This window comes from Sporosarcina sp. NCCP-2716 (assembly GCF_023707985.1).
Taxonomy (GTDB): domain Bacteria; phylum Bacillota; class Bacilli; order Bacillales_A; family Planococcaceae; genus Sporosarcina.
Window position 1 is genome coordinate 301,327 of sequence record NZ_BRCF01000003.1, and the last position, 25,404, is coordinate 326,730.

General features: G+C 50.3%; 23 protein-coding genes. 8 read left to right on the forward strand and 15 right to left on the reverse strand.

Annotated elements, in window-relative coordinates; genetic code table 11:
• Positions 1 to 8: 8 nt before the first annotated feature.
• The 3 genes from polX to zapA form a co-directional block, all read right to left on the reverse strand.
• On the reverse strand, positions 9 to 1,715 hold the full coding sequence (polX, locus tag NFU03_RS07185) for a DNA polymerase/3'-5' exonuclease PolX (protein WP_251637402.1): 1,707 nt from the start codon (positions 1,713 to 1,715) through the stop codon (positions 9 to 11).
• A 75-nt stretch (positions 1,716 to 1,790) separates the two neighbouring features.
• On the reverse strand, positions 1,791 to 2,330 hold the full coding sequence (locus NFU03_RS07190) for a CvpA family protein (RefSeq protein ID WP_251637404.1): 540 nt from the start codon (positions 2,328 to 2,330) through the stop codon (positions 1,791 to 1,793).
• Between the two features lie 9 nt (positions 2,331 to 2,339).
• The gene (zapA, locus tag NFU03_RS07195) at positions 2,340 to 2,600 is read right to left on the reverse strand and encodes a cell division protein ZapA (protein WP_251637406.1); all 261 of its coding nucleotides are present in this window, start codon (positions 2,598 to 2,600) and stop codon (positions 2,340 to 2,342) included.
• A 413-nt stretch (positions 2,601 to 3,013) separates the two neighbouring features.
• Here zapA and rnhC point away from each other — a divergent pair, with 413 nt between their 5' ends.
• Positions 3,014 to 3,955 (forward strand): ribonuclease HIII, encoded by a 942-nt coding sequence (gene rnhC / locus NFU03_RS07200; RefSeq protein WP_251637408.1) that lies wholly within the window; start codon positions 3,014 to 3,016, stop codon positions 3,953 to 3,955.
• A gap of 572 nt (positions 3,956 to 4,527) precedes the next feature.
• Here the strand turns inward: rnhC and pheT are convergent.
• From pheT to NFU03_RS07215, 3 genes are all read right to left on the reverse strand, one after another.
• A complete protein-coding gene (gene pheT, locus NFU03_RS07205; RefSeq protein ID WP_251637410.1) occupies positions 4,528 to 6,939 on the reverse strand; it encodes a phenylalanine--tRNA ligase subunit beta in 2,412 nt (803 codons plus the stop codon).
• A 12-nt stretch (positions 6,940 to 6,951) separates the two neighbouring features.
• The gene (pheS, locus tag NFU03_RS07210) at positions 6,952 to 7,989 is read right to left on the reverse strand and encodes a phenylalanine--tRNA ligase subunit alpha (RefSeq protein WP_251637412.1); all 1,038 of its coding nucleotides are present in this window, start codon (positions 7,987 to 7,989) and stop codon (positions 6,952 to 6,954) included.
• 594 nt (positions 7,990 to 8,583) lie between these two features.
• Positions 8,584 to 9,351, reverse strand: a complete 768-nt coding sequence (locus tag NFU03_RS07215; protein ID WP_251637414.1) for a TrmH family RNA methyltransferase — start codon at positions 9,349 to 9,351, stop codon at positions 8,584 to 8,586.
• A 92-nt stretch (positions 9,352 to 9,443) separates the two neighbouring features.
• On the opposite strand from NFU03_RS07215, the gene sspI reads away from it, so the two are divergent.
• Positions 9,444 to 9,659, forward strand: coding sequence for a small acid-soluble spore protein SspI (gene sspI / locus NFU03_RS07220; RefSeq protein WP_251637416.1), 216 nt, complete (start codon positions 9,444 to 9,446; stop codon positions 9,657 to 9,659).
• Positions 9,660 to 9,709: 50 nt separating this feature from the next.
• Here sspI and argF read toward each other — a convergent pair whose 3' ends face one another.
• From argF to NFU03_RS07235, 3 genes are all read right to left on the reverse strand, one after another.
• Entirely contained in the window at positions 9,710 to 10,669 is a 960-nt protein-coding gene (argF, locus tag NFU03_RS07225) for an ornithine carbamoyltransferase (protein WP_251637418.1), read from the reverse strand.
• A 129-nt stretch (positions 10,670 to 10,798) separates the two neighbouring features.
• Complete coding sequence (locus tag NFU03_RS07230) at positions 10,799 to 11,887, reverse strand: M42 family metallopeptidase (RefSeq protein ID WP_251637419.1); 1,089 nt, start codon at positions 11,885 to 11,887, stop codon at positions 10,799 to 10,801.
• A 76-nt stretch (positions 11,888 to 11,963) separates the two neighbouring features.
• Entirely contained in the window at positions 11,964 to 12,950 is a 987-nt protein-coding gene (locus tag NFU03_RS07235; protein WP_251637421.1) for a diaminopimelate dehydrogenase, read from the reverse strand.
• Between the two features lie 205 nt (positions 12,951 to 13,155).
• On the opposite strand from NFU03_RS07235, the gene NFU03_RS07240 reads away from it, so the two are divergent.
• Positions 13,156 to 14,310, forward strand: a complete 1,155-nt coding sequence (locus NFU03_RS07240; RefSeq protein ID WP_251637423.1) for an MFS transporter — start codon at positions 13,156 to 13,158, stop codon at positions 14,308 to 14,310.
• A gap of 1,321 nt (positions 14,311 to 15,631) precedes the next feature.
• Here the strand turns inward: NFU03_RS07240 and NFU03_RS07250 are convergent.
• The 6 genes from NFU03_RS07250 to NFU03_RS07275 all read right to left on the reverse strand — a co-directional run bounded on the left by NFU03_RS07250 (position 15,632) and on the right by NFU03_RS07275 (position 22,087).
• Positions 15,632 to 16,681 carry a flavin-containing monooxygenase gene (locus NFU03_RS07250; protein ID WP_251637478.1) on the reverse strand — a complete coding sequence of 350 codons (1,050 nt, stop codon included), beginning with the start codon at positions 16,679 to 16,681 and terminating at the stop codon, positions 15,632 to 15,634.
• A gap of 58 nt (positions 16,682 to 16,739) precedes the next feature.
• The gene (locus tag NFU03_RS07255; protein WP_251637425.1) at positions 16,740 to 17,513 is read right to left on the reverse strand and encodes a helix-turn-helix transcriptional regulator; all 774 of its coding nucleotides are present in this window, start codon (positions 17,511 to 17,513) and stop codon (positions 16,740 to 16,742) included.
• Between the two features lie 462 nt (positions 17,514 to 17,975).
• A complete protein-coding gene (gene recQ / locus NFU03_RS07260; protein ID WP_251637427.1) occupies positions 17,976 to 19,748 on the reverse strand; it encodes a DNA helicase RecQ in 1,773 nt (590 codons plus the stop codon).
• Between the two features lie 69 nt (positions 19,749 to 19,817).
• Positions 19,818 to 20,246, reverse strand: coding sequence for a hemerythrin domain-containing protein (locus NFU03_RS07265; RefSeq protein ID WP_251637428.1), 429 nt, complete (start codon positions 20,244 to 20,246; stop codon positions 19,818 to 19,820).
• A gap of 439 nt (positions 20,247 to 20,685) precedes the next feature.
• Complete coding sequence (locus NFU03_RS07270; protein WP_251637430.1) at positions 20,686 to 21,348, reverse strand: exosporium glycoprotein BclB-related protein; 663 nt, start codon at positions 21,346 to 21,348, stop codon at positions 20,686 to 20,688.
• Positions 21,349 to 21,451: 103 nt separating this feature from the next.
• Positions 21,452 to 22,087, reverse strand: coding sequence for a hypothetical protein (locus NFU03_RS07275; RefSeq protein WP_251637432.1), 636 nt, complete (start codon positions 22,085 to 22,087; stop codon positions 21,452 to 21,454).
• A gap of 194 nt (positions 22,088 to 22,281) precedes the next feature.
• Between NFU03_RS07275 and NFU03_RS07280 the strand changes: the two genes are divergently transcribed.
• The 5 genes from NFU03_RS07280 to NFU03_RS07300 all read left to right on the forward strand — a co-directional run bounded on the left by NFU03_RS07280 (position 22,282) and on the right by NFU03_RS07300 (position 25,276).
• Positions 22,282 to 22,920 carry a BMQ_0737 family morphogenetic spore coat protein gene (locus tag NFU03_RS07280; RefSeq protein WP_251637434.1) on the forward strand — a complete coding sequence of 213 codons (639 nt, stop codon included), beginning with the start codon at positions 22,282 to 22,284 and terminating at the stop codon, positions 22,918 to 22,920.
• An 88-nt stretch (positions 22,921 to 23,008) separates the two neighbouring features.
• Entirely contained in the window at positions 23,009 to 23,581 is a 573-nt protein-coding gene (locus NFU03_RS07285) for a hypothetical protein (protein ID WP_251637436.1), read from the forward strand.
• Entirely contained in the window at positions 23,574 to 23,867 is a 294-nt protein-coding gene (locus NFU03_RS07290) for a hypothetical protein (RefSeq protein WP_251637438.1), read from the forward strand. The genes NFU03_RS07285 and NFU03_RS07290 overlap by 8 nt, the downstream gene beginning before the upstream one ends.
• A 1-nt stretch (position 23,868) precedes the next feature.
• The gene (locus NFU03_RS07295) at positions 23,869 to 24,456 is read left to right on the forward strand and encodes a hypothetical protein (RefSeq protein ID WP_251637440.1); all 588 of its coding nucleotides are present in this window, start codon (positions 23,869 to 23,871) and stop codon (positions 24,454 to 24,456) included.
• A 265-nt stretch (positions 24,457 to 24,721) separates the two neighbouring features.
• The gene (locus NFU03_RS07300; RefSeq protein ID WP_251637442.1) at positions 24,722 to 25,276 is read left to right on the forward strand and encodes a BclA C-terminal domain-containing protein; all 555 of its coding nucleotides are present in this window, start codon (positions 24,722 to 24,724) and stop codon (positions 25,274 to 25,276) included.
• Positions 25,277 to 25,404: the final 128 nt, after the last annotated feature.

Consider the following 25,404-nt stretch of genomic DNA (forward strand, 5'->3'; position numbering starts at 1 on the left):
CCTTCCTTTCACTTATCGACGATTTCCCGTTTGAACCGCTCCAGCGGCCATGTGTTCACGACGGTGTCTTTTTTCAGCCATGCTTTCTGGGCATAGGCGACGCCGATATTCATGAGGTCGAGCTGGCCGGTTGCGTGGGCGTCTGTATTAATGGCAATCGGAACGCCCTTTGACTGGGCCAGTTCCAAGTAGTCTTTGTTCAGATCGAGCCGGTGCGGACTCGCATTCAGTTCGAGGATCTTTCCGTACTCGGCCGCCCATTCGATGAGCTGCGGCACGTCCGGCTCGTAGCCCGGACGCTTGCCGATGAGCCGTCCGGTCGGGTGGGCGATCATGTCGACGTGCGGGTTTTTCATGGCCGCGTGAAGCCGTTCCATGATCTTCTCCTGCGGCTGGCTGAAGCTCGAGTGGATCGAAGCGATGACGAAGTCGAGCTGTGAGAGGACTTCATCGTCGAAATCGAGCGTCCCGTCAGGCAGGATGTCCATTTCCGTCCCGCTGAAGATTTCGATGTCCGGGTATTCTTCGTTGACTTCCCGGATTTCCTTCAGCTGATCGAGCAGCCGTTCCGGCGTCAGGCCGTTCGCCACTTTCAAGTAGTGAGAGTGGTCCGTGATCACCATATGTGTATAGCCTTTCGCCCGGCAGGCGTCCGCCATCTCGCGTATTGAATAGCCGCCGTCCGACGCTGTCGTATGCATATGGAAATCCCCGCGGATATCGCCGAGCGACACCAGACCGCTAAGTTCATCCGCACGTTCGATCTCCCGGCCGTCCTGGCGCATGTTCGGAGGGATGAACGGCAGGCCGAAATGCGCGAAGAAATCGTCTTCCGACGCGAACGTCACGACGGTGCCGTCCGCCTGCTCGACGCCGTATTCACTGATCTTCTCGCCGCGCGACTTGGCGAGCTGCCGCATCGCGACGTTATGCTCCTTGGATCCCGTGAAATGATGTAGTGCGCTCGCATACTGCGCATCCGTTACGAAGCGGAAATCGGCATCGATCACTTCTTCCAGTTCAAGTGTCACGGACAGTTTGGCATCCCCTGCCGCGATCGTCTCCCGGACAGGCAGTTTCGCAAGCAGCTTTTCCCGGACAGCATGCGGCGTATCCGTCACGATGATGAAATCCATGTCGCTGCTCTGTTCCGCGGTCCGCCGGTAACTGCCGGCGACGGAGTATTTGCTGATTTCTTCGATCTCGTCCAACACAGGCTCGACAGCTGCAACGAGTCCAGCCATCTGCCAGAGCGGGAATGATGTCTTCCGTTCGGACAGCTGTTCGATTTCGTGCAGCAGCTTCTCTTCTGTCTTCTTGCCGAAGCCCGGCAGCGAGCTTACCTTGTTCGTCTCACACGCTTCCTTCAGCGATTCTACGGAATCGATGCCGAGCGCTTTGTGCAGTTTCGCGATCCGCTTCCCGCCGAGCCCCGGGATGTCGAGCAGCGGGATCATCCCCGCCGGCACGGTCTCCTGCAGTTCATCCAGGAGGTCGGACCGCCCTTTTTCAAGAAGATCCTCGATGACAGCGCCTGTCCCCTTGCCGATCCCTTTCAGTGACAGGATGTCGTCCATCTCAGCTAAGCTGCGCGGATCCGTTTCCAGCACGCCTGCCGCTTTTCGGAAAGCACCGACTTTGAACGGATTCTCCCCGAGCAGTTCCATATAGAGTGCAATCTTTTCAAGTGTTTGGATGATGACTTTCTTGTTCACGATAAGTCCCCCTTCAGCAGTCTGTTCCCTGACTGAACAAAAGCTCCCCGCCGCACGGGAGGGAAGCTGTTCGCCTTACTTCGTATAGACGTACCACCAGTTCTTCACGGCGCCGGACAGGAACGGCGTATGCTCGAACATCGTTTTCGACAGCAGCGAAGAACCGATCATCTTCTGGATGAAATCGACCGGCAGCAGCGCCAAGACGCTGACGAGCAGCAGGATGATGATGTAGAATTCCACAAACCCGAGTGCCGCACCGAAAAACCGGGAGATGAACCCGAGGACCGGCAAGTATTTCAGGAAGTCGAACATCGACACGATCAGCTGCAGCAGGAATTTCACAGCAAAGAAGATAAGGATGAACGCGAGCAGCCGGTAGAACGTCTGATCGAGATCGAGAGCCCCGAATGCCCATGTCAGTTTCGACTCCGCCGTCACGCCCGGATACGGGATCCAGAGGACGAACTTCTCCGCAAGCTGTTTGTAGTAGGCAAATGCGACAATAAACGAGATGATGAACCCGGTCATATGGAGGGCTTGTACGAGCAGTCCTCTCCGGAACCCGGTGACGAGTCCCCCGAGCAGTAAAAATAAGATCAGTATATCTAACATGAGCAGCCGTCAACCCTTCAACTTTTTCAATTCTTGTTCCAGCAATTCTTTTTCTGTTTGCAGTTTTAAATAGTCATGTACACTGTTGACAGCTGTCAGCACCGCCACTTTCGTCGTATCCAAGTAAGGATTACGCGCACGGAGTTCACGCATGCGGTTGTCGACCATTGTCGCGACCTGCCGTACGTGGGCAGACGAGTCCGTGCCGACGATCGTGTATGTCTGGCCGTAGATGTCAACCGTGATACGCGTCTTTTCTACTTCTTCCACTGTCATAACCTCCTGCCCAAAAACTATGAAGTCCATCATACCATGAAAGTGGAAGTATTGTGAACAAACGGCGCGCCGAAGCTCACTTTTTTGCTTGCGTTATGAGGCATGTTGCTGAAGAATGGAAGTCTGGTGATTGTAACGGGAAAGGAGTCCGTAGAGGCGAAGTTGATCTCCGTTCCGGGTGGACGCTTTCCGGGGGGCGAGCATTGAGCCAAGCGAACAGCAAAGGGTTCGCTTTGCCGTATTTCTGTGCACTTTGCAGAAATTAAGGCATCCGTTGCTCACAACGCTTCGCTTTTGCTCGCAAAAGCCGTTCTGCGTAACGTCTTTCGCCACCCTGCACTCCGATCAACTAGTATCGTCCTTAAAACTAAGAGAAGGTCAAACAATAGCGGGAGGAGATGAATCGTATGTCGAATAATGTGGTGGTGCTGGATGCGGCTCGGATGAAGGAGCTGCAAGCGTATTATCAATCCGATAAGGTGACGCGGAAGGCGCCGGGTGTGGTGTTTGCAGCGAAGACGGCGGATGCGTCGATCACGGCTTACAAATCAGGAAAGGTGCTGTTCCAGGGCGGCGGGGCTTCGATGGAAGCGGCGAAGTGGGAAAGTGCGGCAGCGCCCGCTCCGGGACAGCCGAAAAAAGCGGTCCGGCATGCGGATGCGCTTCCTGACCAACTCAGCTCCCTCTCCGTCATCGGGTCGGATGAAACGGGCACGGGTGATTTCTTCGGTCCGGTGACCGTCTGCGCCTGCTACGTGCGCGCCGACCAGATCGCTCTCGTCGAAGAGCTCGGCGTCAAGGACTCCAAACAGCTGACCAATCCATACATGCGCTCGATCGCACCGGATCTGAAACGGGCATTGACGTACAGCGTGCTCACTCTGAAGAATGAGAAATACAACACCGTCCAGCAAAAGGGCTGGTCCCAAGGGAAGATCAAAGCCCTGCTTCACAACCAGGCGATCCGCCATGTGCTGCGCAAACTGGATGGCGAGCACCCGGACTGCATCCTGATCGACCAATTCGCGGAGCGCGGTGTGTATTACAACCACTTGAAAGCCGAGCCAGAAATCGTGCGGGAGAACGTTCTGTTCGCGACGAAAGCGGAAGGCCTGCATGTTGCGGTTGCTGCCGCGTCGATCATCGCACGAGTTGCATTCCTCGACGAAATGGACCGGCTGAGCAAGCTCGCCGGACGCACGCTGCCGAAAGGCGCCGGTAAGAAGGTTGATGAAACCGCTGCAGCGATTTTACTGGCGAAGGGTGAATCTTTCTTGAAGTCGATAACGAAGTGGCACTTCGCGAATGCGAAGAAAGCGGCGGTGTTGGCGGCGAAGAAGCGTGGATGACTGGGGTTATGTCGGGGGCTTGAGCGGTTCGGTGCTTGCTTGAGCATTTGAGGGTATGCTTGAGCGTTTCAGGGATATGCTTGAGCGCATCACCATGCCGCTTGAGCGCTTTTCTGCTTGATTGAGCGTTTCGGTGTTTAACTTGAGCGCTTCCGCTGGTCCCTTGAGCGTTTCGGCCTGACCTTGAGCGCTTCCCCGTTGCCAAGTGTTATTTCTAGAGGAATTCATCTCTCTAACAGGAAAGGCGTAGCGCAGCGGAGCCCATATTTCCATCTTGGTTTATATTGTTAAGATCCATTAAGCGCGATCAAAATAGAGTACGGCATGGCTGACCTGTCGCGGGAATGGAGCGGTTATGCGGCATATTTGAGCGGTCATCCGTGACAATTGATCGCTTCTCCAGAGGAATTGATCGCTTAGCCGGCGGAATCGAGCGGTTAGCCAAGTAAATTGATCGCTTAGCGAGGTGAATTGATCGGTTAGCCGACAGTAACGAGCGGTTCACCCGCGCTTCGCCAATTAAAAAAGCGGAACGGGATCTTTTCCCCGTTCCGCTTTTCCTATTCAGTAAATCAGCCGCGCAACACAGCGCCGGTTTTTGTTTTCAATGCTTCGAGTACTTGGTCGTGGCGGGCGACGACTTCTTCGTCGGTTAAAGTACGTTCCGGGTCGAAGTAGGTGAGCGAGAACGCGAGCGACTTGTGGCCGGCTTCGACGTTGTCGCCTTCGTACAGGTCGAATACGGAGACGTCCTTCAGCAGATCGCCGCCGGCTTCTTGGATGACGGTGATCAGGCTGCCGGCCGATTCTTCTGTCGGCACGACGAGCGCGATGTCGCGGGAGATCGATGGGTAGCGCGGTACCTGTGTGTACACGAGCGGTTCCGTCTGTTCCGCGAGCAGCGCGGACAGGTTGATCTCCATGACGTACGTTTCTTTCAGGTCGCGTTTCTTTTGTTCGGACGGGTGCAGCTGGCCGAGCATGCCGATCCGGCTGCCGTCGAGAACGATGTCTGCGGTCCGGCCCGGGTGCATGCCGTCATGCGCCGCTTGTTCGTATGTCACGCGGTCGGTCAGGCCGAGAACGTCCATGAGGCCTTCGATAATGCCTTTCATGACGAAGAAATCGACTGTTTTCGTTTCCTGCTGCCATTTGTGATCGACCCACTTGCCAGTGATGACGGCAGCGGCATGGTTCACTTCTTTCGGCAGGCCGTCTGCTTCGGTTCCGAGGAAGACGGATCCCGTTTCGTACAGCGAAACGGTGTCGATCCGGCGGGCGACGTTGTACGTCGCTGCTTCGAGCAGATGCGGCAGGAGGCTCTGGCGCAGCACGCTGTGGTCTTCGCTCATCGGCATGAGCAGTTCCGTCACGGGTGCTGTTTCCAATGCGAACGACTGGGATTCTTCACGGGACGTCAGCGAGTACGTGATCGCCTGGTACAGACCGGCGCTCTCGAGGTAACGGCGGACGAGCCGGCGTTTTTGCTGGGAACTGTTGAGCCCGCCTGGCACGCTTTCGCCGACCGGCAGTGTTGCCGGGATTTCATCGTAGCCATACAGCCGTGCAATCTCTTCGATCAAGTCTTCCTTAATGCGCAGATCTTGGCGGCGGGTCGGTGCGTCCACGACGAGCTGGCCGTTGACCGCTTCCACAGGGATTTGCAGGCGTTCGAGGATCGACACCATTTCGTCCATCGGGATTTTCATGCCGAGACGGTGGTTGACGTAGTCAGGAGACAGCACGATGCGTACAGGTGTCTTATCGAGCTCGTCGAATACAACAGAGCCAGCGAGCACAGTGCCGCCCGCGAGTTCTGCCATGAGCTGTGCCGCACGTTCTGCGGCTTCAGCGACACGGTTCGGGTCGACACCTTTTTCGAAACGGGTGCTCGCGTCACTTCGCAGGCCCACTTCCTTCGATGTCTGGCGGACGGATGCCGGTGCAAAGTATGCAGATTCGATGACGACAGTTGTCGTGCCTTCGTGGACTTCAGAGTTCGCACCGCCCATGACACCTGCGAGCGCGACCGGTTCTTTCCCATTCGTGATGACGAGCTGGTTCGCATTCAAAGTACGTTCCGCGTCGTCGAGCGTCGTCATCTTCTCGCCTTCTTCGCCACGGCGCACAACAATCTCCTTCGTCGCGAGCCGGTCGTAGTCGAAGGCATGAAGCGGCTGGCCATATTCAAGCAGGACAAAATTCGTGACGTCGACGACGTTATTGTGCGGACGGACGCCTGCAGCCATCAGATAGTTTTGCAGCCAGAGCGGGGATTCCGCGACTTTGACGTCCTTGACGACTTTCGCGACGTACATCGGGTTGTCTTCTTTTGCGTCCACACGCAGGGACAGCGCGTCAGCTGCCTGCTCGGACGATTCCGTATAGGAAATCTCAGGCAGTTTGATATCTTCGGAAAGAATTGCGCCGACTTCGTATGCGACGCCGAGCATGCTGAGGGCGTCCGAACGGTTCGGGGTCAGGTCGAATTCCAGGATGACATCGTCCAGACCGAGCACTCCAAGTGCATTCGTTCCCGGTACAGCGTCTTCCGGAAGCACGTAGATCCCTTCCGCATACTGCTTCGGCACGACTTTCCCTTCGATGCCGAGCTCCTGCAAGGAACAGATCATGCCGTTCGATACTTCGCCGCGCAGTTTTGCTTTTTTGATCTTCACGCCGCCCGGCAGCCGTGCGCCCGGTAATGCTGCGACGATGTTCTGTCCTGCTGCTACGTTCGGCGCACCACAGATGATCTGCAGCGTCTCTTCGCCGACGTTCACTTGGCAGATGTTCAGTTTGTCGGCCTCGGGGTGCTTTTCGCAAGACTCGACGTGCCCGACGACGAGATTTTTCAGTCCTTCCGCGCGGTCGATGATCGAATCGACTTCGATGCCCGCACGCGTAATCTTCTCGGCAAGTTCCGCTTTGGAAATCCCGCTGATATCTATATAGTCTTTCAGCCAGTTCGTTGATACGTACATGGTGTCTCCTCCTTACGCTTCTGTGCGGTGAAATTGTGAAATGAATCGCATGTCGTTCGTGAAGAAATGACGGATGTCTTCCACACCGTATTTCAGCATCGCAATCCGCTCCGGCCCCATGCCGAACGCGAATCCGGTATAGACCGTAGGATCATAGCCGGCCATTTCGAGCACGTTCAGATGCACCATACCAGCACCGAGGATCTCGATCCAGCCTGTCTTCTTGCAGACGTTACAGCCTGAGCCGCCGCACTTGAAGCATGAAATGTCCATCTCGACAGATGGTTCAGTGAACGGGAAGAAACTCGGGCGCAGACGGATTTCCCGCTCCTCGCCGAACATCTTTTTCGCAAATAGCGCGAGTGTCCCTTTCAGGTCGCTCATGCGGATGTCTTCGCCGACGACGAGCCCTTCGATCTGCGTGAACTGGTGGGAGTGTGTCGCGTCGTCATTGTCGCGGCGATACACTTTACCCGGACAGATAATCTTGATCGGCTCACCTTTTTTCGCGGCCATCGTGCGTGCTTGCACTGGTGATGTATGCGTCCGCAGCAGCACGTCTTCCGAAATGTAGAACGAATCCTGCATGTCGCGCGCCGGATGGCCTTTTGGTAAGTTCAATGCTTCAAAGTTGTAGTAGTCCTTCTCGACTTCCGGACCTTCCGCGATTTCATAGCCCATGCTGATGAAGAAGTCTTCGATCTCCTCGACGACCCGGGTGAGCGGATGGTGGTTGCCGAGCTTGACGGGACGGCCCGGCAGCGTGATATCGATCGTTTCCTTCGCGAGCTTTTCATTGACCGCCTGCTCTTCCAGCTGTGCCATCTTGCTTTCGAGCTGCGTGGTCACGGTCTCCCGGACGACGTTCACAAGCGCCCCCATTTTCGGACGTTCCTCGGCAGGGAGTTTCCCCATGCCTTTCAACAGGTCCGTGATCGGCCCCTTCTTCCCTAAATACGCGACGCGCACGTCATTCAGCTCTTTCACCGACGACGCGGCATCGATCTTCTGCAATGCCTCTTGCTTCAACTGCTCCAACTGCTGCTCCATTGCCATACCCCTTTCCTTTTTTACGTTTTTTCATTTGCCGCATTGTACTTTGACTAGCCGTTGATTGGAGTGCAGGGCGGTGACTCCTGGGCAGCCTAAGTGCGCCGCGTCCTGCGGCAACGGCTGCATGACCTCCGTCCTGGAGGCCCGGCATTAGCGAGCTAATTGAGACCCCGCAGTGAGCGAAGCGAGCGAGGAGGCTCAATGCTCGCCCCTCGGAAAGCATCCGCCCGGAACGCAAATCAACACCGTTCACTCTCTGGATTCATCCCAATAAAAAAACTCGTCCCCTAAAAAAGGGACGAGGACGAATTCGCGGTACCACCCTGATTACCATGCCAGCCTGCAGCACGGTCTCTCAACTTCGGAATAACGGTCCGGTGCCGGCGCGCCTTTACAGCCTAAGCTGGTCCAAGCGGCAGCTCGCGGGGTGAACAGTAACAGTAACGGCCGTCCCTACTTCCAGTCAAGGTAAGGACTCCCTGGCGCCGAAGATGCTGTTGCCTCTTCCCGGTCAATGCTTTTCTGATGATTGTTGCCTGTATACCCACTCAGTATAGCGGAATCCCGCCAATACTTCAACACGGACCTTCTTTACCGGCGCGCAAACGCATACAGCAGGATGCCCGTCGCAACAGCGACGTTCAACGACTCCGCCTGGCCATATAACGGAATCTTGACGACCGTATCGGCCGCCGACAGATAATCGGCCGCGACTCCTGCGCCTTCGTTGCCGACGAGCAGCGCGAATGCGTCGGATGCCTGCACGTCATAATGCTCCTTCGCCTGGTCGAGCCCTGTCCCGATCACCTGCACGCCGTTCCCTTTCGCCCGGCCGATCCACTCGGTGAGATCGCCGCGGACGACCGGGATATGGAAGTGCGATCCTTGTGCGGAGCGGACTGTCTTCGGATTGAACGGGTCGGCGCATCCTTTGCCGAGGATGACGGCGTCCATACCGGCTGCGTCCGCGGTACGGATCATCGTGCCGATATTGCCCGGATCCTGTACCGCATCGATCAGCAGCAGCCGTTTCCAGCCGGCGTATTCCTCTTCTGACGGGATCGGCTGACGGCAGTGGGCGAAGATGCCCTGCGGGTGTTCCGTCTCGGAAATCTCCGCGGCCACCGCTTTTGTAATTTCGATGTGCTGGACAGAAGACAGATCCAGCCCTGCAGGCAGTTCAAGGTCTTCCCGCACCATGACATGCAAAACCGCTCCCTCCTGCTTCATCGCTTCTTCGACGAGATGGAACCCTTCGACGATGAATTCTTCCGATCGGTCACGTTCCTTGCGGGTCGTGATGAGCTTTTTCCAATGCTTGACGAGTGCGTTCTGCACCGATTCAATCCGTTTAGCCATAAGTGAAAACTTCCCTTTTACTTTTCAGTGTATCAAAGTCCGGAACGCTTGGCGATACTAATCGCAAGGACAAGGGAAAGGAGGTCAAATGCATGAATTTTCAAATTAGGGATGCCATCACGGCGAATATGACCGACAACAAGGCGCAGGATATCCGCGGAGTTGTCGAAGACGCGCTGCAGCGCGGCGAAGAGCACTTGCTTCCGGGCCTCGGCGTGTTTTTCGAGAAATTGTGGCAGCGCGCAGATGACCAGGAAAAGATGAAGATCACCAGTGAACTCGAGCAGGCCTTCGCCGCTCACGCATGACCCAAAAGACTGCCCCGCTTATATCGCGGAGCAGTCTTTTATTATTCCTTTTACAGCAGCGCTGAGAGAAGGGCTTTCTGTGCGTGCATTCGGTTCCCTGCCTGCTGGAACACGACGGAATGGTCACCGTCGATGACTTCCGCTGACACTTCCAGTCCACGGTGGGCAGGCAGGCAATGCATGAATGTGTAATCGGGTTTCGCGTTTGCCGCGAGCTGGTCATTGATCTCGAATCCTTTGAAATCATGCAGACGCTGTTCTTTTTCCTCGTCCTCCCCCATGCTGACCCAGACGTCCGTATACAGGAAGTCCGCCTGTTCGGCAGCTTCAGCCGGGTCGTTTGTCTGGATGAGTTCTGCACCGTTCTGTTTCGCTTCTTTCTGGATGAGTGACGCGACATTCTGGTCCATTTCATAGCCCTCCGGAGTCGCGATCGCTGTCGTGATCCCCATCTTCGCGCATGCGAGCAGCAGGGAGTGCGCTACATTATTTCCATCTCCGATATAGGCGACTTTCAGTCCGTCGAATTTTCCCTTGACCTCGAGGATTGTCAGCAGATCGGCAAGTGCCTGGCACGGGTGGAACTTGTCGGTCAGGCCGTTGATGACCGGGATATGAGCATTAGCTGCAAACTCTTCGACCATTGCGTGGGAATTGGCACGGATCATGACCCCATCCAAGTACTCCGAGAAGACTTTCGCCGTATCGCTGATCGTTTCCCCGCGTCCGATCTGCAGCTCATCAGGGTTCATGATGAGGGCATTACCGCCGAGCTGGTTCATGCCGACGCTGAACGAAATACGGGTGCGGGTCGAATTCTTCTCGAATACCATACCGAGCGTCTTACCTGCGAGCGGCTCGAAGTCCTTTCCGGCCTGGAAATCCTTTTTGATCTTCACCGCCCGGTTCAGCAAGTACTCGATGTCATCCGCTGTGAAGTCGGCGACGGTCAAAAAGTTCTTCCCTTTCAGCTTCTTCTCTGTGTACTTCATCTCTAATGGGCTTGTCATACGATCATCCTCCATTGCGATTTGGTTGTTCTCAGTATACGGATGTATAATTATAAAGTCAACTGTATATTTATGCTCACGGTCAAACGAAAAAGGCAGATCATCTCTCATGATCTGCCTCTTCCCTCTTTATTCGGAAATAATCTTTTCGACGGTTTCTCTGTCGAGTTTCTTAATGACCGCTGTGAGCAGCTTGACGGCGTTTTCGTAGTCGTCACGATGCAGCATGGCGGCATGAGAGTGGATATAACGGGTCGCCACTGTGATAGCGATCGACGGAACACCGTTGTTGCTCAAGTGGATCGAGCCGGCATCGGTGCCGCCGCCTGCGATTGCGTCGAACTGGTATGGAATGCCGTTCTCTTCCGCGATATCGACGACGAAGTCACGAAGGCCTTTATGAGCGATCATCGATGCATCATACAGGATGATTTGCGGCCCATCGCCCATTTTGGACGCCGATTCCTTCGCCGTGACGCCCGGTGTGTCACCAGCAACGCCGACGTCGACTGCGAAACCGATATCCGGTTTGATTTTTGTAGCAGCTGTACCAGCACCACGGAGTCCGACTTCCTCCTGGACTGCCCCGACGCTGAACAGCGTGTTTGGATGGCCTTCTTCTTTCAAAGCTTTCATGACGTCGATCGCGATTGCGCAGCCGATCCGGTTATCCCATGCTTTCGCAAGCAGGAACTTCTCGTTATTCATCACCGTGAATTCAAAATACGGGACGACCATATCCCCCGGCGACACGCCCCATTCTGCTGCTTCTTCACGGGAAGACGCACCAATGTCGATGAACATGTCTTTGATGTCGACCGGTTTCTTACGTGCATCCGCAGTCAGGATGTGCGGCGGTTTCGAACCGATGACGCCTGTGATGGAATCGCCTTTTCTCGTGACGATCGTCACGCGCTGGGCGAGCATGACCTGTGACCACCAGCCGCCGATCGTCTGGAAGCTCAGGAAACCTTTGTCATCGATCCGGGTGATCATGAAACCGACTTCGTCCAAGTGTCCGGCCACCATGATCTTCGGGCCGTCTGCGTCCCCTGTATGCTTCGCGATGAGCGAGCCGAGGCCGTCCTGGTCCAGTTCATCCGCATGCGGTTCGATGTAGCGCTTCATGACGTCGCGCGGCTCCCGCTCGTTGCCGCCGATCCCTTTTGCATCTGTCAGTTCTTTAAGCATTGTCAATGTTTCATCTAGTTTAACCAAGTCCTTCGTCCCCCTAAGTAAAAGATACTGCTAGTATAAACCAACTTTCCGTATTCTCAAAGTTTCCAGTGCATTCTTACAATAATTCCTTCCGCAGCTGTGCCGGGTCTTTCGGCGACAGCAGGCCGGGCGCGATGTCAAACACCGTTTTTGCACCGTGCTGACCGGCCGCTGCGAGCTTGTATGCGGCCCGTGCGTAAGCTGTCAGTACGCTCGACGTGAATTCCGGGTTGCTGTCAAGCGTGAGCGAATACTCCATCACCTGGCGGCTTCCTTCCCCCGTCTTTCCGCTGCGGATGACGAATCCGCCGTGCGGCATGGAGCTGTGATCCCGTTCAAGTTCATCGGATGAAATGAAATGGACAGCCGTCGAATAGTCAGCGAAATAATCCGGCATCGTACAGATCGCTGTCCGGATTTCCTCTTTATCGGCCCCTTCTTCAAGGACGACGTAGCATTCGCGGGTATGCTTCTCACCAGTTGTAAGCTCCGGTTCTTCCCCTGCACGCACTTTCGCCATCGCGTCTTCAGACGGGATCGTGTACTGGACCGCCTGAGCGACACCCGGCACGCGGCGGACCGCATCGGAATGCCCCTGGCTCAGCCCCTTGCCCCAGAATGTATACGTCGCGCCGTCCGCGAGAACCGTTTCACCGTACAGGCGGTTCAGTGAGAACAGCCCTGGATCCCACCCGACGGACAGTACAGCCGTCGTGCCGGCAGCAGCAGCCGCTTCGTTGAGCGCGTCATAGTATTCAGGGATCTTTGCATGCGTATCGAAGCTGTCGACCGTCGTGAACCATTTGGCGAGCTGCGGCCCCTGTTCAGGCAGATCCGAACGTGATCCGCCACATAATATCATGACGTCGATGTCTTCCGCATAATCCTGAATTGTATCCATCGGCAAGACAGGCACTTCTGCACTGACCGGGCGTACGTCTTCCGGGTTCCGCCGTGTGAAAATACCGGCGCAGCGCATATCCGGCTGCTGGGCAATAGCGTATTCGACGCCTCTGCCTAAGTTCCCGTATCCAGCGATACCAACTCGAATCACATTCTCCATATTCCCATCCCTCTCTCTTTTGACTATTCGTTATTTTACATCTTCTTTCCCGGGATTGCTATCGTTTTCAGGTAGATCCGCAGCCGTCGGCGAATTGTCACAACTTCTGCCAATTCCGTCTCCGTTTTTACACCGTTCCGTTGCTTTACGGCGCATGCATGCTAAAATGGGTGTGTTGGATGATTACTTGAAATGAGGCGTCATTATGCGTTTTTTTGTCTACCTGATCGTATTCTTTTCGTTTTTCGACTTATTCTCACAGCTGCCGATCATGAGTCCGTTCGCCCTGTCCCTCGGTGCCACGACGTTCCTCGCGGGGCTCGTCATCGGGACATATTCCCTTGCGAATGTGTTCGGTAATGTGATTTCCGGCTTCGTGACCGATAGGAGAGGACCTTTCATTATTCTCCTGATCGGCCTGTTCACGAATGCCATATCGCTCAGTCTGTATTCGGCTGTCGATGCGCCGTGGCTGCTGATCGGCGTACGGTTCGCCCACGGCTTCACGAATGGTCTCATCATCCCTGCTGCTTTCACGTTCCTCGCCAACCGGGCGGAACCCGAAAAGCGCGGGAAGAGCACAGCGATTTCCGGCGCTTTCGTCGGCTTGGCCGCTATCACCGGTCCTGCTTACAGCGGAATCATCTCATCAAAGATCAGCACACCCGGCATCATGCTCATTAACGGAGGCATCATGGTGCTGCTGACCGTTTTCGCCTTCCTGTTCCTCCGGTCATTCCAGCGGTCGCAGAAAAAGGGGGCCAAACCGTCAGAGAACGAAGTGCGCGCCCTTTTCCGTGATCCCGGCATACAGCGGGCATTCGCGGGTGCCTTCTTCCTCATGTTCTCCCAAGGGGTGCTTGCACTCATCCTGCCGCTCAAAGTGGAGGCGCTCGGGTTTGAGACGAAGACGACAGGCATGCTGCTGAGCACATTCGGAGTAGTCGCCATTCTCGTCTTCCTGCTGCCGATCAACCTGATATTCGACCGCGTCAAGCCGATGATCACCCTGGCGTTCGGCATTTCGCTCATGGGCGTGAGCATGCTGCTGCTGAGCCGCGCGGACGAACTCGTCAGCCTTTTCACAACGATGTCAGTATACGGTGTCGGTTTCGCGTTCCTGTTCCCATCTATCAACTCATTGCTGATCGACTCGTCGAGCGCCGCTTCCAGAGGCCGGGCCTACGGTTATTTCTATGCATTCTTCTCGATGGGCGTCGTCGCGGGATCGTACGTCATCGGGGCGCTCGACTTGGAATACCGGTCTGCGTTCACACTCACCGGCATCGTCCTGCTCGTTGTCGCAGCCTACACCATCTATGGCCTGTTCAAGAAGTTCACGACTCCTGTCCGGCAATGAATACAAAAGAAGCGTAGCGCACTTCATGTATCGAGTTCTGCTGTTGGGGAGAAAACGCTTTAACGCACAGATAATACTGTGCGTTTTCATTTGCCGTTTTTTGTTTGTTGATATTTTCCAAGATCGTGCCTGAATAGGAACTATCAGATTACAAAACACAAAATATAAAGCCACACTTCCGATTACCGTCATAAAAATCCGAACTACGTACACACTGATGACAAGGAGGCGAAGTTCATTGGAACCCGAAAAAAGTACACGGTAGCCGGTACTGACATTGACGAAGTGAAACGGCTGAATGCCAATTCCGGACTTACTTACAACGAACTAAACGAATTGATTGCTAAGACGGGTGGTAAGGGCTCGGCACAATACAGCGACACGAATCCTGCACAAGTAAGAAAAGAAATTCAGGGAGAGTAAAGGAATAGAGAAGATCCAACAAACCATGAGTTGTTGGATCTTTCCCTTTTTTAAAAGCTGTACAGGGCAATTTTCAACCTGCTCATGACCCGTTATCTGTTACGCCTCCCCGTTGCTAAAGTCCAGTTCGACCGGTGTTGGCGGACGATTTACCGGCGGGCCGCTCACCCTCGATTCTTCCCAATAGTTCACAAAGTTCGTCGCATTGAATAAACGTGGACGGGCGTAAATACTTCTGCAAGTGCGGATAAGCCAGCTCTTCACTTTCGTGTCGGTGACTTCCTTGCAATCCGCGACCATTTTGGAATCCGCGACTGTGTAGCCGTGTCGGAAACGCCTTTTGACCAATCACGCTGTCGCCTTTGAGGCGACGTTGAATTGCTTGTTTGCTCTGTCGTTCAAATAGTCAATGACAGACACAACGTCGTGATGGGTCTCGACATGTTTTTTTATACTTTTAATCTCTTAGGTTATTGCTGAGGGCATTTTGCGTTCTGTATACGAGGTATTTTGCCCTTCGGGGCATCGTGCCCCGGGAAACAAGCGACGCATCCACTTAAGCGGCGACTCTTTTATTAATAAATTCATTATGAATCCTTCATAAAGTAAATACATTACTGGATAGTAAGTGTCCCTGATCGACAGCTATTCGTCTGTGTCCAAACGAAAGATGTGTTCATTATCCAGTTAGACAAATTATCTAAGAGAGGATACAACGCCGTATCATTTATATTTACGTAGGGAAGAATTCCGGCTTTCCGGTTACCAATGGGGCGACGGCAGCATAGTGCAACTATGCAACATTATAGATTTTGAAAGATAAAAAAAGCCTAATTCCTACAGGTTGTAACGAGGGATTAGGCACTGATCTTCAACAATCCCGCCCGTTTGTTGTAGACTAAAAGATTTTATCTGCTAAATACTTAGCATCTCTTCCAACTCCACACACAAGGCCAGAACCACGATTATACTGCCAAGGCAACCCAATATAGTATAATCCATCAATTGGACTAACCCCTCGGTTATGTAAAGGTTTATCTTTTTTATCAATTGCTCCATCGATACGAATCATTTCATATGCTGGAACGAAACCTGTCGCCCAGATAATATTGTTCACTTTCAACGTACTACCATCAGAAAACGTCACTCGGTCACCTGAGACTTCAGTTACCCTTGGTTTAGTTTTCACCTTTTGTTCTTTGACGGCGCATTTCAATTCAGTTCCGAAAATGGGATCATTACTTTTTTTAAACTGTCTTCCTCTAACCGTATCTGCGCCGGCATATAGGAGTTGTAATTTCTCCAACCAATAAAAAATGCTCTTCCCCAGAACTCGTAATGGTAAATATGTTGGTGGATAAGACAAAGCAAGGGTAACATCTTCTCGGTCGGTTGATAATTCTACCGCAATTTGTGCTCCTGAATTACCACCGCCTACTACTAAAACAGAGCCACTGCGAAGGCTTTTCGGTTCAATGTATAAAGAAGAATGAATATGTGAAACTGCACTGCCCTCATTCTTAATTACTGGTGGTATAAATGGTTTTTGAAATGCTCCTGAAGCTATGAATACTTTTCTTGATTGTAACTCTTCTTCTTCTGTAAATACGTTAAATAAGCCATTCTTTTTTTCAATCCCGGTAACCAGAGTACCCATTCTGCAAGGCAATTTAAAGTGCGCTACATAATCCTCTAGATAATCAGCTATTTCATTCTTTGTTGGATAGGAATTTGGATTACCTTTCATTTTTAACCCCGGGAGTCCTGAAAAAGATTTCGGCGTAAATAATACAAGTGATTTATACCGATTACGCCACGAGTCTCCAATACGCATATGTGCATCTATAACTAATTGATTTTCAACACCTTTTTGCTTTAATTGATAACTCATAGCGATACCAGCTTGGCCTGCACCAATAATGATAACCTCATAAATTTTCTCCGACATGCTTTTCACGTCCATTCCTCTTATTGTAGCTTTCTCAAATATAAGCGGAAAAGGAGATTCAGACTTTCATATATCTGCTATCTTTCGTGATGGTGCTTGGAGACATTCCTAGCTTTTCACGAACGCATCGAGAGAAATGAGAAGAACTGCTAAAGCCAGCTGCAAGGGCTGCATCTGTTAAAGTATTTCCTTCGAATATAAGACGAAAAGATTTTCTGATTTTTTCATGAACCAAATAGCTAGAAAAGGAAATGCCCACTTCCTCCTTGAATAGATGAGAGAGACGACTTTCAGAAAGATAAACCTGATGTGCGAGAGAGGGAATTGTAAGCTGATTCAATGGAGTTCCTTTAATAATATTGATAACATCTTCGCATCTGCTATCTAAGGTCCCATAATTCTTAGATGGTATTTCAAGGAGACACATTATCTGTCTAATAGATGCCTTGTAGCTAATAGAGCATTCTATATTTGCCAACAAATTTATTATGTTTTCAATCTGGTGAAAATCCAACTCATATGTATTGTTGTCTCTTAAAAAACGTCTTTCTATTTCTAAACCTAAGTTGGATTCAGGATTAATCAACATATAATATTGCCAAAAGCTATTACCATCTAAATTGTGTGGAACGTTTGAGGCAATAACTATGCCTCGAACGGTTGCTTTAAAGCTCTCTGTCTCCACATTGAAAACCTGATTTAAACCAATCGTGATTTGAATGTAGAAATGGGCGTGTTCGGAGGCATTTACTTTGTCGGTGATAAATGATATATGATCTTCACCCTCAAAAACAAATAATCGTGCATTCTTATGTTCCTTAAAAATCTTCAAAGTAAAACAACTCCTCTTTGAATAGTTGCAAACTAAGAAATATGTTCGAGACACAAAAAACTTAATCTTCATGTAACGTGCGTCTGAAAAAAGGATATTTTGTTCCGTGATTTGATGCATTTGTTGACCATGGCCGATTTCATATTTCTATTCTATTACAAAATTATCCATTCTCTTCACTGTTTTCTGTATTTCTAAAAAATTCTACAATCACCTATCAGCATACTTAGCAGCAACACAATTGGCACTACAATTCCATATGGCACATAATTTTATACCATGCGAAAATTCAGCTAGCTACTAGGTATGCCCACTCATCTGAACTAGATGCCATCACGTTGAACCGCCATAAAAAACGGGACGCCAATTCCTATGCGAATTGCGTCCCCAATTAGTATGCTATTTACTATTTTATCCGCAAGTCCTGATCCTGTTACACCCCAGGCATATCTTTTTTTCTGATCATATTTCCTGCAGCTCGAACTTCTGGATCTCTTCGATGAACGCCTCGCCGTACGTTTCCAGTTTGCTCTGGCCGACCCCGTTGACATCGAGGAATTCCGATGGAGTTGCCGGTTTCTTCATCGCCATGTCTTTCAGCGACTTGTCCGAGAAGACGACGAACGGCGGGACACCCGCTTCCTGAGCGAGCGTCCGGCGCAGCTGGCGGAGACGTTCGAACAGCGGATCGTCCTCTGTCAGCTGCTTCGTGACGAACGACCCTTTCCGCCATACTTTGTCGTTCCCGAGGAGCACTTCTTTCCCACGTTCCGCGACCCGGATCGTCGGGAACTGGCCGTTTTCGACCGCCAGGCAGTTCGCAGAGATCAGGAACTCGATGAAGTCGGATACTTCCTTCGAATTCTTTTCTTTCATGAGCCCGTATGTCGTCAATTCGTCGAAACGGAACTCGAGCAGCTTCTTATTGCGCGACCCGGTCAGCACTTGGGCGATCATCGTCTTGCCGAAGCGCTGGCCCATCCGGATGACGCACGACAGCACTTTTTGTGCATCGAGCGTCACGTCCATCTGCTCCCGCGTATCCGTACAGTTCGCACAGCGGCCGCATGGTGCGGATACGGGATCCCCGAAATAGGTGATGATGTGCTGTTGGAGGCAGTCTTCCGTATGGCAATAGTCGATCATGCCCTGCAGTTTCTCCGTTTCCTGCCTCATGCGTGACGGATCCTGCGACTGCTCGATAAGGAACCGTTGCGTCTGGATGTCCTGTGAAGCGAACAGCAGGATGCACTCACTGTCGAGTCCGTCCCGTCCTGCCCGTCCGGCTTCCTGATAATAGCTCTCCATGTTTTTCGGCATCTGGTAGTGGATGACGTAGCGGATGTTCGACTTGTCGATCCCCATTCCGAATGCATTCGTCGCCACCATGACGGACGCTTCGTCGTTCAGGAAGCGGTCCTGTTCCTGCTGGCGCTCCAGGTCGCCCATCCCGCCGTGATACTTCGCAACCGACACTCCAGAACGGCGCAGCATGTCATGCACGCTTTCGACCGCTTTACGGGTCGCTGCGTAGATGATGCCGGCCTCGTCTTTGTTTTTCGTGACATAGTCCTTGATGAACTTCTCGCGGTTTTCACCTTTCACGACAGTGAACGTCAGGTTGCCCCGTTCGAAGCCGGTCAGCACCGTCTGATCTTCCGGAATACCGAGCTGTGCGCGGATATCTTCCCTTACATTCGGCGTCGCCGTCGCGGTCAGCGCGAGCAGCACCGGCTTTTCGTCGAAACAGTTCAGCACCCGGCTGATGCTGCGGTAGCTCGGCCGGAAATCGTGTCCCCACTGGGAGATACAGTGCGCTTCGTCGATCGCGATCATGGGCACACGCATCCGGCCGAGCTCACGCAGGAACGATTCAGACTCGAGCCGCTCTGGAGCGATGTACAGCAGCTTATACTGGCCGTCCCGTGCATTTTCAAGGGTACCGAAGTATTCTTCCGTTGATAACGTGCTGTTAATGTAGGCGGCGGGGATGCCGAGCTGCCAGAGGGCGTCCACCTGATCTTTCATGAGGGAGATGAGCGGGGAGATGACAAGGACCGTGCCGTCCATCAGCATCGCAGGGACTTGGTAGCACAGCGATTTACCGCCGCCGGTCGGCATGACGCACAGTGTGTCGTCGCCGTCCATGACATGCTGGATCACCTGTTCCTGACCTGTCCGGAAAGACGGGTAGCCGAATTTCTCAGCGAGTACGCCGAGTGCTTGCTGCATCATGCAATGGCCTCCTTTCGTTCGAAACACGCCATCCATCGTGCGGATGACGTGTCGTGTTTTTGATGGTCTTCAGTCTTCAGCGGGCTGTTCGAACAGCAGACGCTCCTCTTCGCGGCTGTGCAGTTCATTGACGGTGATGAGGGAGTAGAACTTTTGGAGAACGGCAGGACTGATGCCTTCCTTCTCTTTCAGCTCCTCGATATCCGCGACGATGAAACGCATGAGATCATGGTCGCGAGTCAGCTGGATGACCGCTTTTTCAAGCGAAGGGTTTTCCGCTGCGATTTCCAGGTAAAATCCTTCTTCTTCCGCGTCTGCGTGGCTGATTACGCGTGTCTTCCAGTAATCGATGAGATCATCTGCCGCGCGCCCGGCATTCTTTTCATCCCCCTGCTGGAGGAAATCGATGAGCATTTCGGTTTTTCCGATAGCGCCGGATAATCCGCCTTCGTGGATCGCCCGGTGGGAGTGGAGCTGTTTCAGTGCTGGACCTGCCATTTCCATCATCCTTTCGGCCTGTTAGTCGTTATGTTTATAATAGCAGATTATGGAGAAGAAAGAAATGAACGCGCTGGCTGCAAACAGCGGAATATAAAAAACCGCCAGCAGCTCGCAAGCCGTGGCGGTCAACCTATGTATGGCGGAGGCGAGAGGAATTGACATATACGTTCAGCACGCGGGAAGAATACGCGTTATATCTATATTCTTTCGATATAAGAAAAGACAAAAAGCATTGTTTTAGACGTTTCTAAATGTTTCTATGCCGAAAAGTATGCCAGTGTGCCGCTTCAAGAATCATCAGTACACCAAACAAAGAGGAGGAACACAGATGAATAAAAACGCCCTATCCGAAAATGTATAAGGCGTCTTAGTTAATGTTCTGCAAACCCTAAGAGAGAAGAAAACGCCCACAAAGAACGTGGGCATTTCTCAACTGTTACTCTGCAATTGTAATGCCTGCACTTGCAGTACCGGCAACGGTTGATGCTATTGAAGTACCCGAAAGTGAATACACCATTAATAGTCGATCACCAGGGGCCACAGAAACTGGAGCGACCGGGATAGCCGAACCGCTGAGAGTTGTACCTACCGTCAATAGGCTTGTAAGCGGCGGCGTCAAGTCGACACTTACCCCTGTAGGGCTAAACGTATTACTTCCTGCTGGCGCGCGATAGATCTGCGCGGTAACTGTTGCTGCTTCATCCGCAACTGACAAGGCTGCAGTCAGTGTGAAGGTTGCAGAGATCGCCGTGATCGTCCCATTCCTTGGTACGGTAAAAGCTTCATTGACTAATCCGATCAAGTTAATCGTATTATTCGCCAGGATAACACCTGGAACTGCGGTGCCGAAGCCGATAAAGAACGGAGTGCCAACTAATCCGCCGATCAGTGAAGTTAATGCGACAGGAACTGCCCCAGAAGCAAATGGAATAATGGAGCCTCTTGCTGCTGCAGAGGGAATACATTCCCGATCAATCGCCCGAATTGGTCCCACGATTCCACATCGATCTTTTCTCGAGTCATTTGTATTCTCGCATGAATACGATGCGGCGGCAAGATTGCCACAACCGCGACAACCGTTATTTCGATAGTTTGCCATAGTAACACCTCCTTTCCCCGTTATCTTATTCTCTCGGAGGCAGAGGGGACGGGCTCAAGACTGTATGTTTTTTGTCTATCGTAAAGGCCCGATTATGTCCTTTTTATTTTCTTAATATTCCTTTCCAAAAGCCTGTAGTTCGCTCTTCAGGTTTTGGTGGTTCACTTTCGTCTTTTTCCACATGATCAGGAAGACTATCTTCCGTGACCTCTTGAGCAGCTTTTTCAACTGCTAAGCTTTTGGATTCCGCTGATTCGTCTTGTAAAACAGTTTCACCGTATTGGAGTGATTCAGTTAGAGACAATGCTTTAAACTGATTTTTTTTGTGCTTCGGATTGGAGAAAGGCTTCACACTATGATCGAGAGACTGTGAACTTGTTAATTGTGAAGGTGTGGTGCTAGCTAGTTGCTTTAACACACTAAACGATGGGATCAAGATCTCACTGCTTTCTAGCAGCGGATTTTCTCCCTTTCCTTCCTTTTGGTTTGTCTCTTCGGGCAAACCTTTCCCTTCAGTGCGTTGCTGGAGTTCATCCAATAGCAGCTGAGTGATTTGCACTTTCCCTGCTAACTCTTTTAGGTGCTGTTCGAGTTCCTGAACAATTACTTCCAGCTTCGCTACTTTTTCTACAATCTGCAAGCTATCATTCACTTCAGCGGTCTTTAAACTTTCCAGCGCCAAGCGATACTTCTCTATCTTTTGCTTTAACTCGTCAATTTGCTGATGACTCGCTTCCATATTCGGACACCTCTTTCAATTGTTAAACATACAGTACTATCTTATTGAGAAGGATGCCTTATTGTGACAGCCGGGTTGATATCCTGATTGTCAAAATAATTGCGTTGCTAGTCCTTTTTATGCCTATTCCTAGCGTTTACGACCACATATGCTACGAATGCAAGACCAATTCTCTTACAGGAGGTGAAATAAAAATGAAACAAAAATTTCCTGATCAGGAGCTCATCTGCATTAATGTCGACAAAGTGTATGACTGGGTGATGAAAGAGAGTACGTTTGACTACTTTCTACCTGCAGCACCATTGACATTTGCAGGGATCACGAGTGCAACAAATATGATTGATGCAGTAGTTTCTTGTGAAGTGACTCCAGCTGCAACGAATCCCTTCGTAATTCTTCGGAGAGAGAATCGTTCCTTCATGATTGACGGTCGATCAGTATGCTTGCAACAGCTAACGATTCAGAAGAATTTTAGTCTGGTCCTGCTTGTAACTCTAGCTGATGGTACCGTGTTGAGAGGACCTGCTCAGACAGTTTCGAGGTCTGAGCAAGTAACGCTGTGTGCACCAGAGGGGACAGACATTATGGTTGAGTATACAGATTTGGATTGCATCATTAGTTCCCCAGGTGTTCCAGCTCTTAACGCTGCAACACAGCAAATCACCTTTACCGGGTTAGTCATTACGATCACAACTTGCCAGAGCATTCAATCCACGTATCCAGTCACAGTTGAATTTCTTGCTGATTATTGTGAACCGAGAGCAGATCTAGCAATTGGAGCTTGCCCTCCTCCCGCAAAACCAGCTCAATGTCATGCCGTTTACCCTGAGTGAAAAATGCTATGTCAGTAATTCCTTAACACAGAGACACATAAGGTGAAGAGAGGGGAATTCCTCTCTTCATTTTATAGGAGGGAATTATATGCAATCAGATAGGAAATCGTTAGAATCCAAACTGAAAGAACTGAAAAGATCAACAAGCGATCATATTTTAAATTTAAAAGAAGCTATCATTAAATTAAATGAGGAGAAAACGAGTTACATTAGTTATTTTACTTATTCATTCAATATCGCTCACCATCTTTACTCCGATAATATGTGTCTTGCGTCCTACCACATTAAAAATATAGGTAATAAACCAATTGAAAATCCGCAAATTATTCTCAAACTATCTGATGCAGGTGCATTTTCATTCCACGGTAAATATATCAACTCTGGTTCTCGCGTACCTTCCAAACTGAAGAATGGCTGGATCCGTCTTAATGACCCGGCAAATTCTCAAGAATTTCATCTAAAACCTATTGAAGATACCATCATATTACCAGGAGAAATGCTCACTTTTTCTTCTTTTCAAATCATATGGAAGCCTTCAGAGGAATACTCAGGAAGCATAACAGGATACACTCACGTTAGTGATATGACAGACGGGGTGGCTGCGCTAAATGCTATCAATATAAGTGGAACTATTTCTATCGAGGAGGATATTAATGAGTAATTCAAAAGGCGCAGACATACATAATTGGTTTGATAAGATGACAGAAGCATTGATTGGTGATTTATCACAGCAAGATAATCATTCAAATAGCTGTGTTTTCTTAGATTCCAAAACCATCAATTTATTGATTATCTATATGATGATGAATAAGGAAATGGAAATTTCAAAGAAGAATATGCACCAAGGGGAACAGTTAATAGAAATTGAAAAAGAAATTGATGCCTTAATTGCTGAAAACAATCAGCAATTCAAGGAGCTGATAAAAGAAGCTAAAAAGAGGAGTTAAATTGAAAGGAGCAGTAAGGATGATTGATAACAATTCTAAACAAGAGAATGTACTCCAACTCCAACAACTTGTACTTCATTTACAGTCAGAGCTAAATAAATACAAAACAAGCCATCCTTCCTCTAAAAGCGAAACGGAGTACGAGCAGGATAGATTGTTCCAATCCAATAAAGAATTATTATACAAGAGTAATAAGCAACAGAGGATGATTGAGCTTTACAAGAAGCAAATAAATAACCTCACCCGTCAAAGGGACGAAGCACTTAATGTCACTCATCATCTTAAACAAATGCAGGAACTTCGAAGTGTTGAGAACGACCAATTAACCGAGACATTAATCTTATTTAGAGAGGATATCATTACTGAGATTAGAAATGCATTAACTGAACAGAAACAAAAAGCTTTAGAAATCACCGAAAATCTAATTAGTCTTAATAAAGAGCAGAACTCATTTCTTGAAACACACATCAAAGAATTGGCATATGATCCTAAAAAAGAAGAGAATCAGAACATTATTCGGAGACAGCATGAACTAATCACCCTTCTCGAAGAATACTTTATACAACTATCAAAAATTAAAAAATTATAAAAACTCATACTATTTGACCTAGCATTAATAACATGTGGAATTTTAGTCCTTCACTCCATGGTTTTTCTTATTCTAGTTTTATATGTTTGTGATTTCCATTAAAGGATAGTTCAAGAAGTTTTCCGCATTTTTTGATAAGCATATGAAAACCTATATAACACCACCATCACTATGATGCCCTTCTTTGATTGTGCAAAATCAATAGTTCTTTGCCCGTCCCTCCATCTTTTCCACGAATATAATACTTAAGATGGAGGTGAAAAAAATGAATAGTAAAAAACGAAGATGTAATGATTGTAAGAAGCATGAATGCTCATGTAAGGTAGTATGCAAAGTTCCTAGCGTATCTATTGGACCAATTAAAGCTTCAGCACCAGATGAATCGTCAGTTTTATGCGGATTGTGTGAATATGCTTATGTATACAACCTAACTCCTCAAACAGTAGCTATTGGGGCTGATGTCATTTTTGATTCAAACGGGATAATGACTCCAGGAATCACACATATCCCAGGTACCTCGCAAATTACAGTTCTTATATCAGGTGACTACGAGGTTACTTTCTCGGTGTCAGGAACAGAACCAAACCAGTTCACACTGTTTAAAAATGGTTTACCTGTCGCGGGAACCACCTATGGATCTGGCGCGGGGACTCAGCAAAACAACGGGCAAGCTATTATCTCTGTAATAGCTAACGATATTCTAACACTCCGTAATTACTCATCTGCTGCAGCGGTTGGTCTTGCTTCAGTTATAGGAGGAACACAAGCAAACGTAAACGCTTCGATTCTCATAAAAATGTTAAGTACCAATACAATCTAATTTAAGGGAAATACTCAGGACATAAAGCTTAAGATCAAGTCAGAATACAAAAATGCATGTTTATGGCACACTAGAAATGTAGGAAACGGCAGCTAATTTATGTATAAAAAAAGGCCACTTGCCAACAT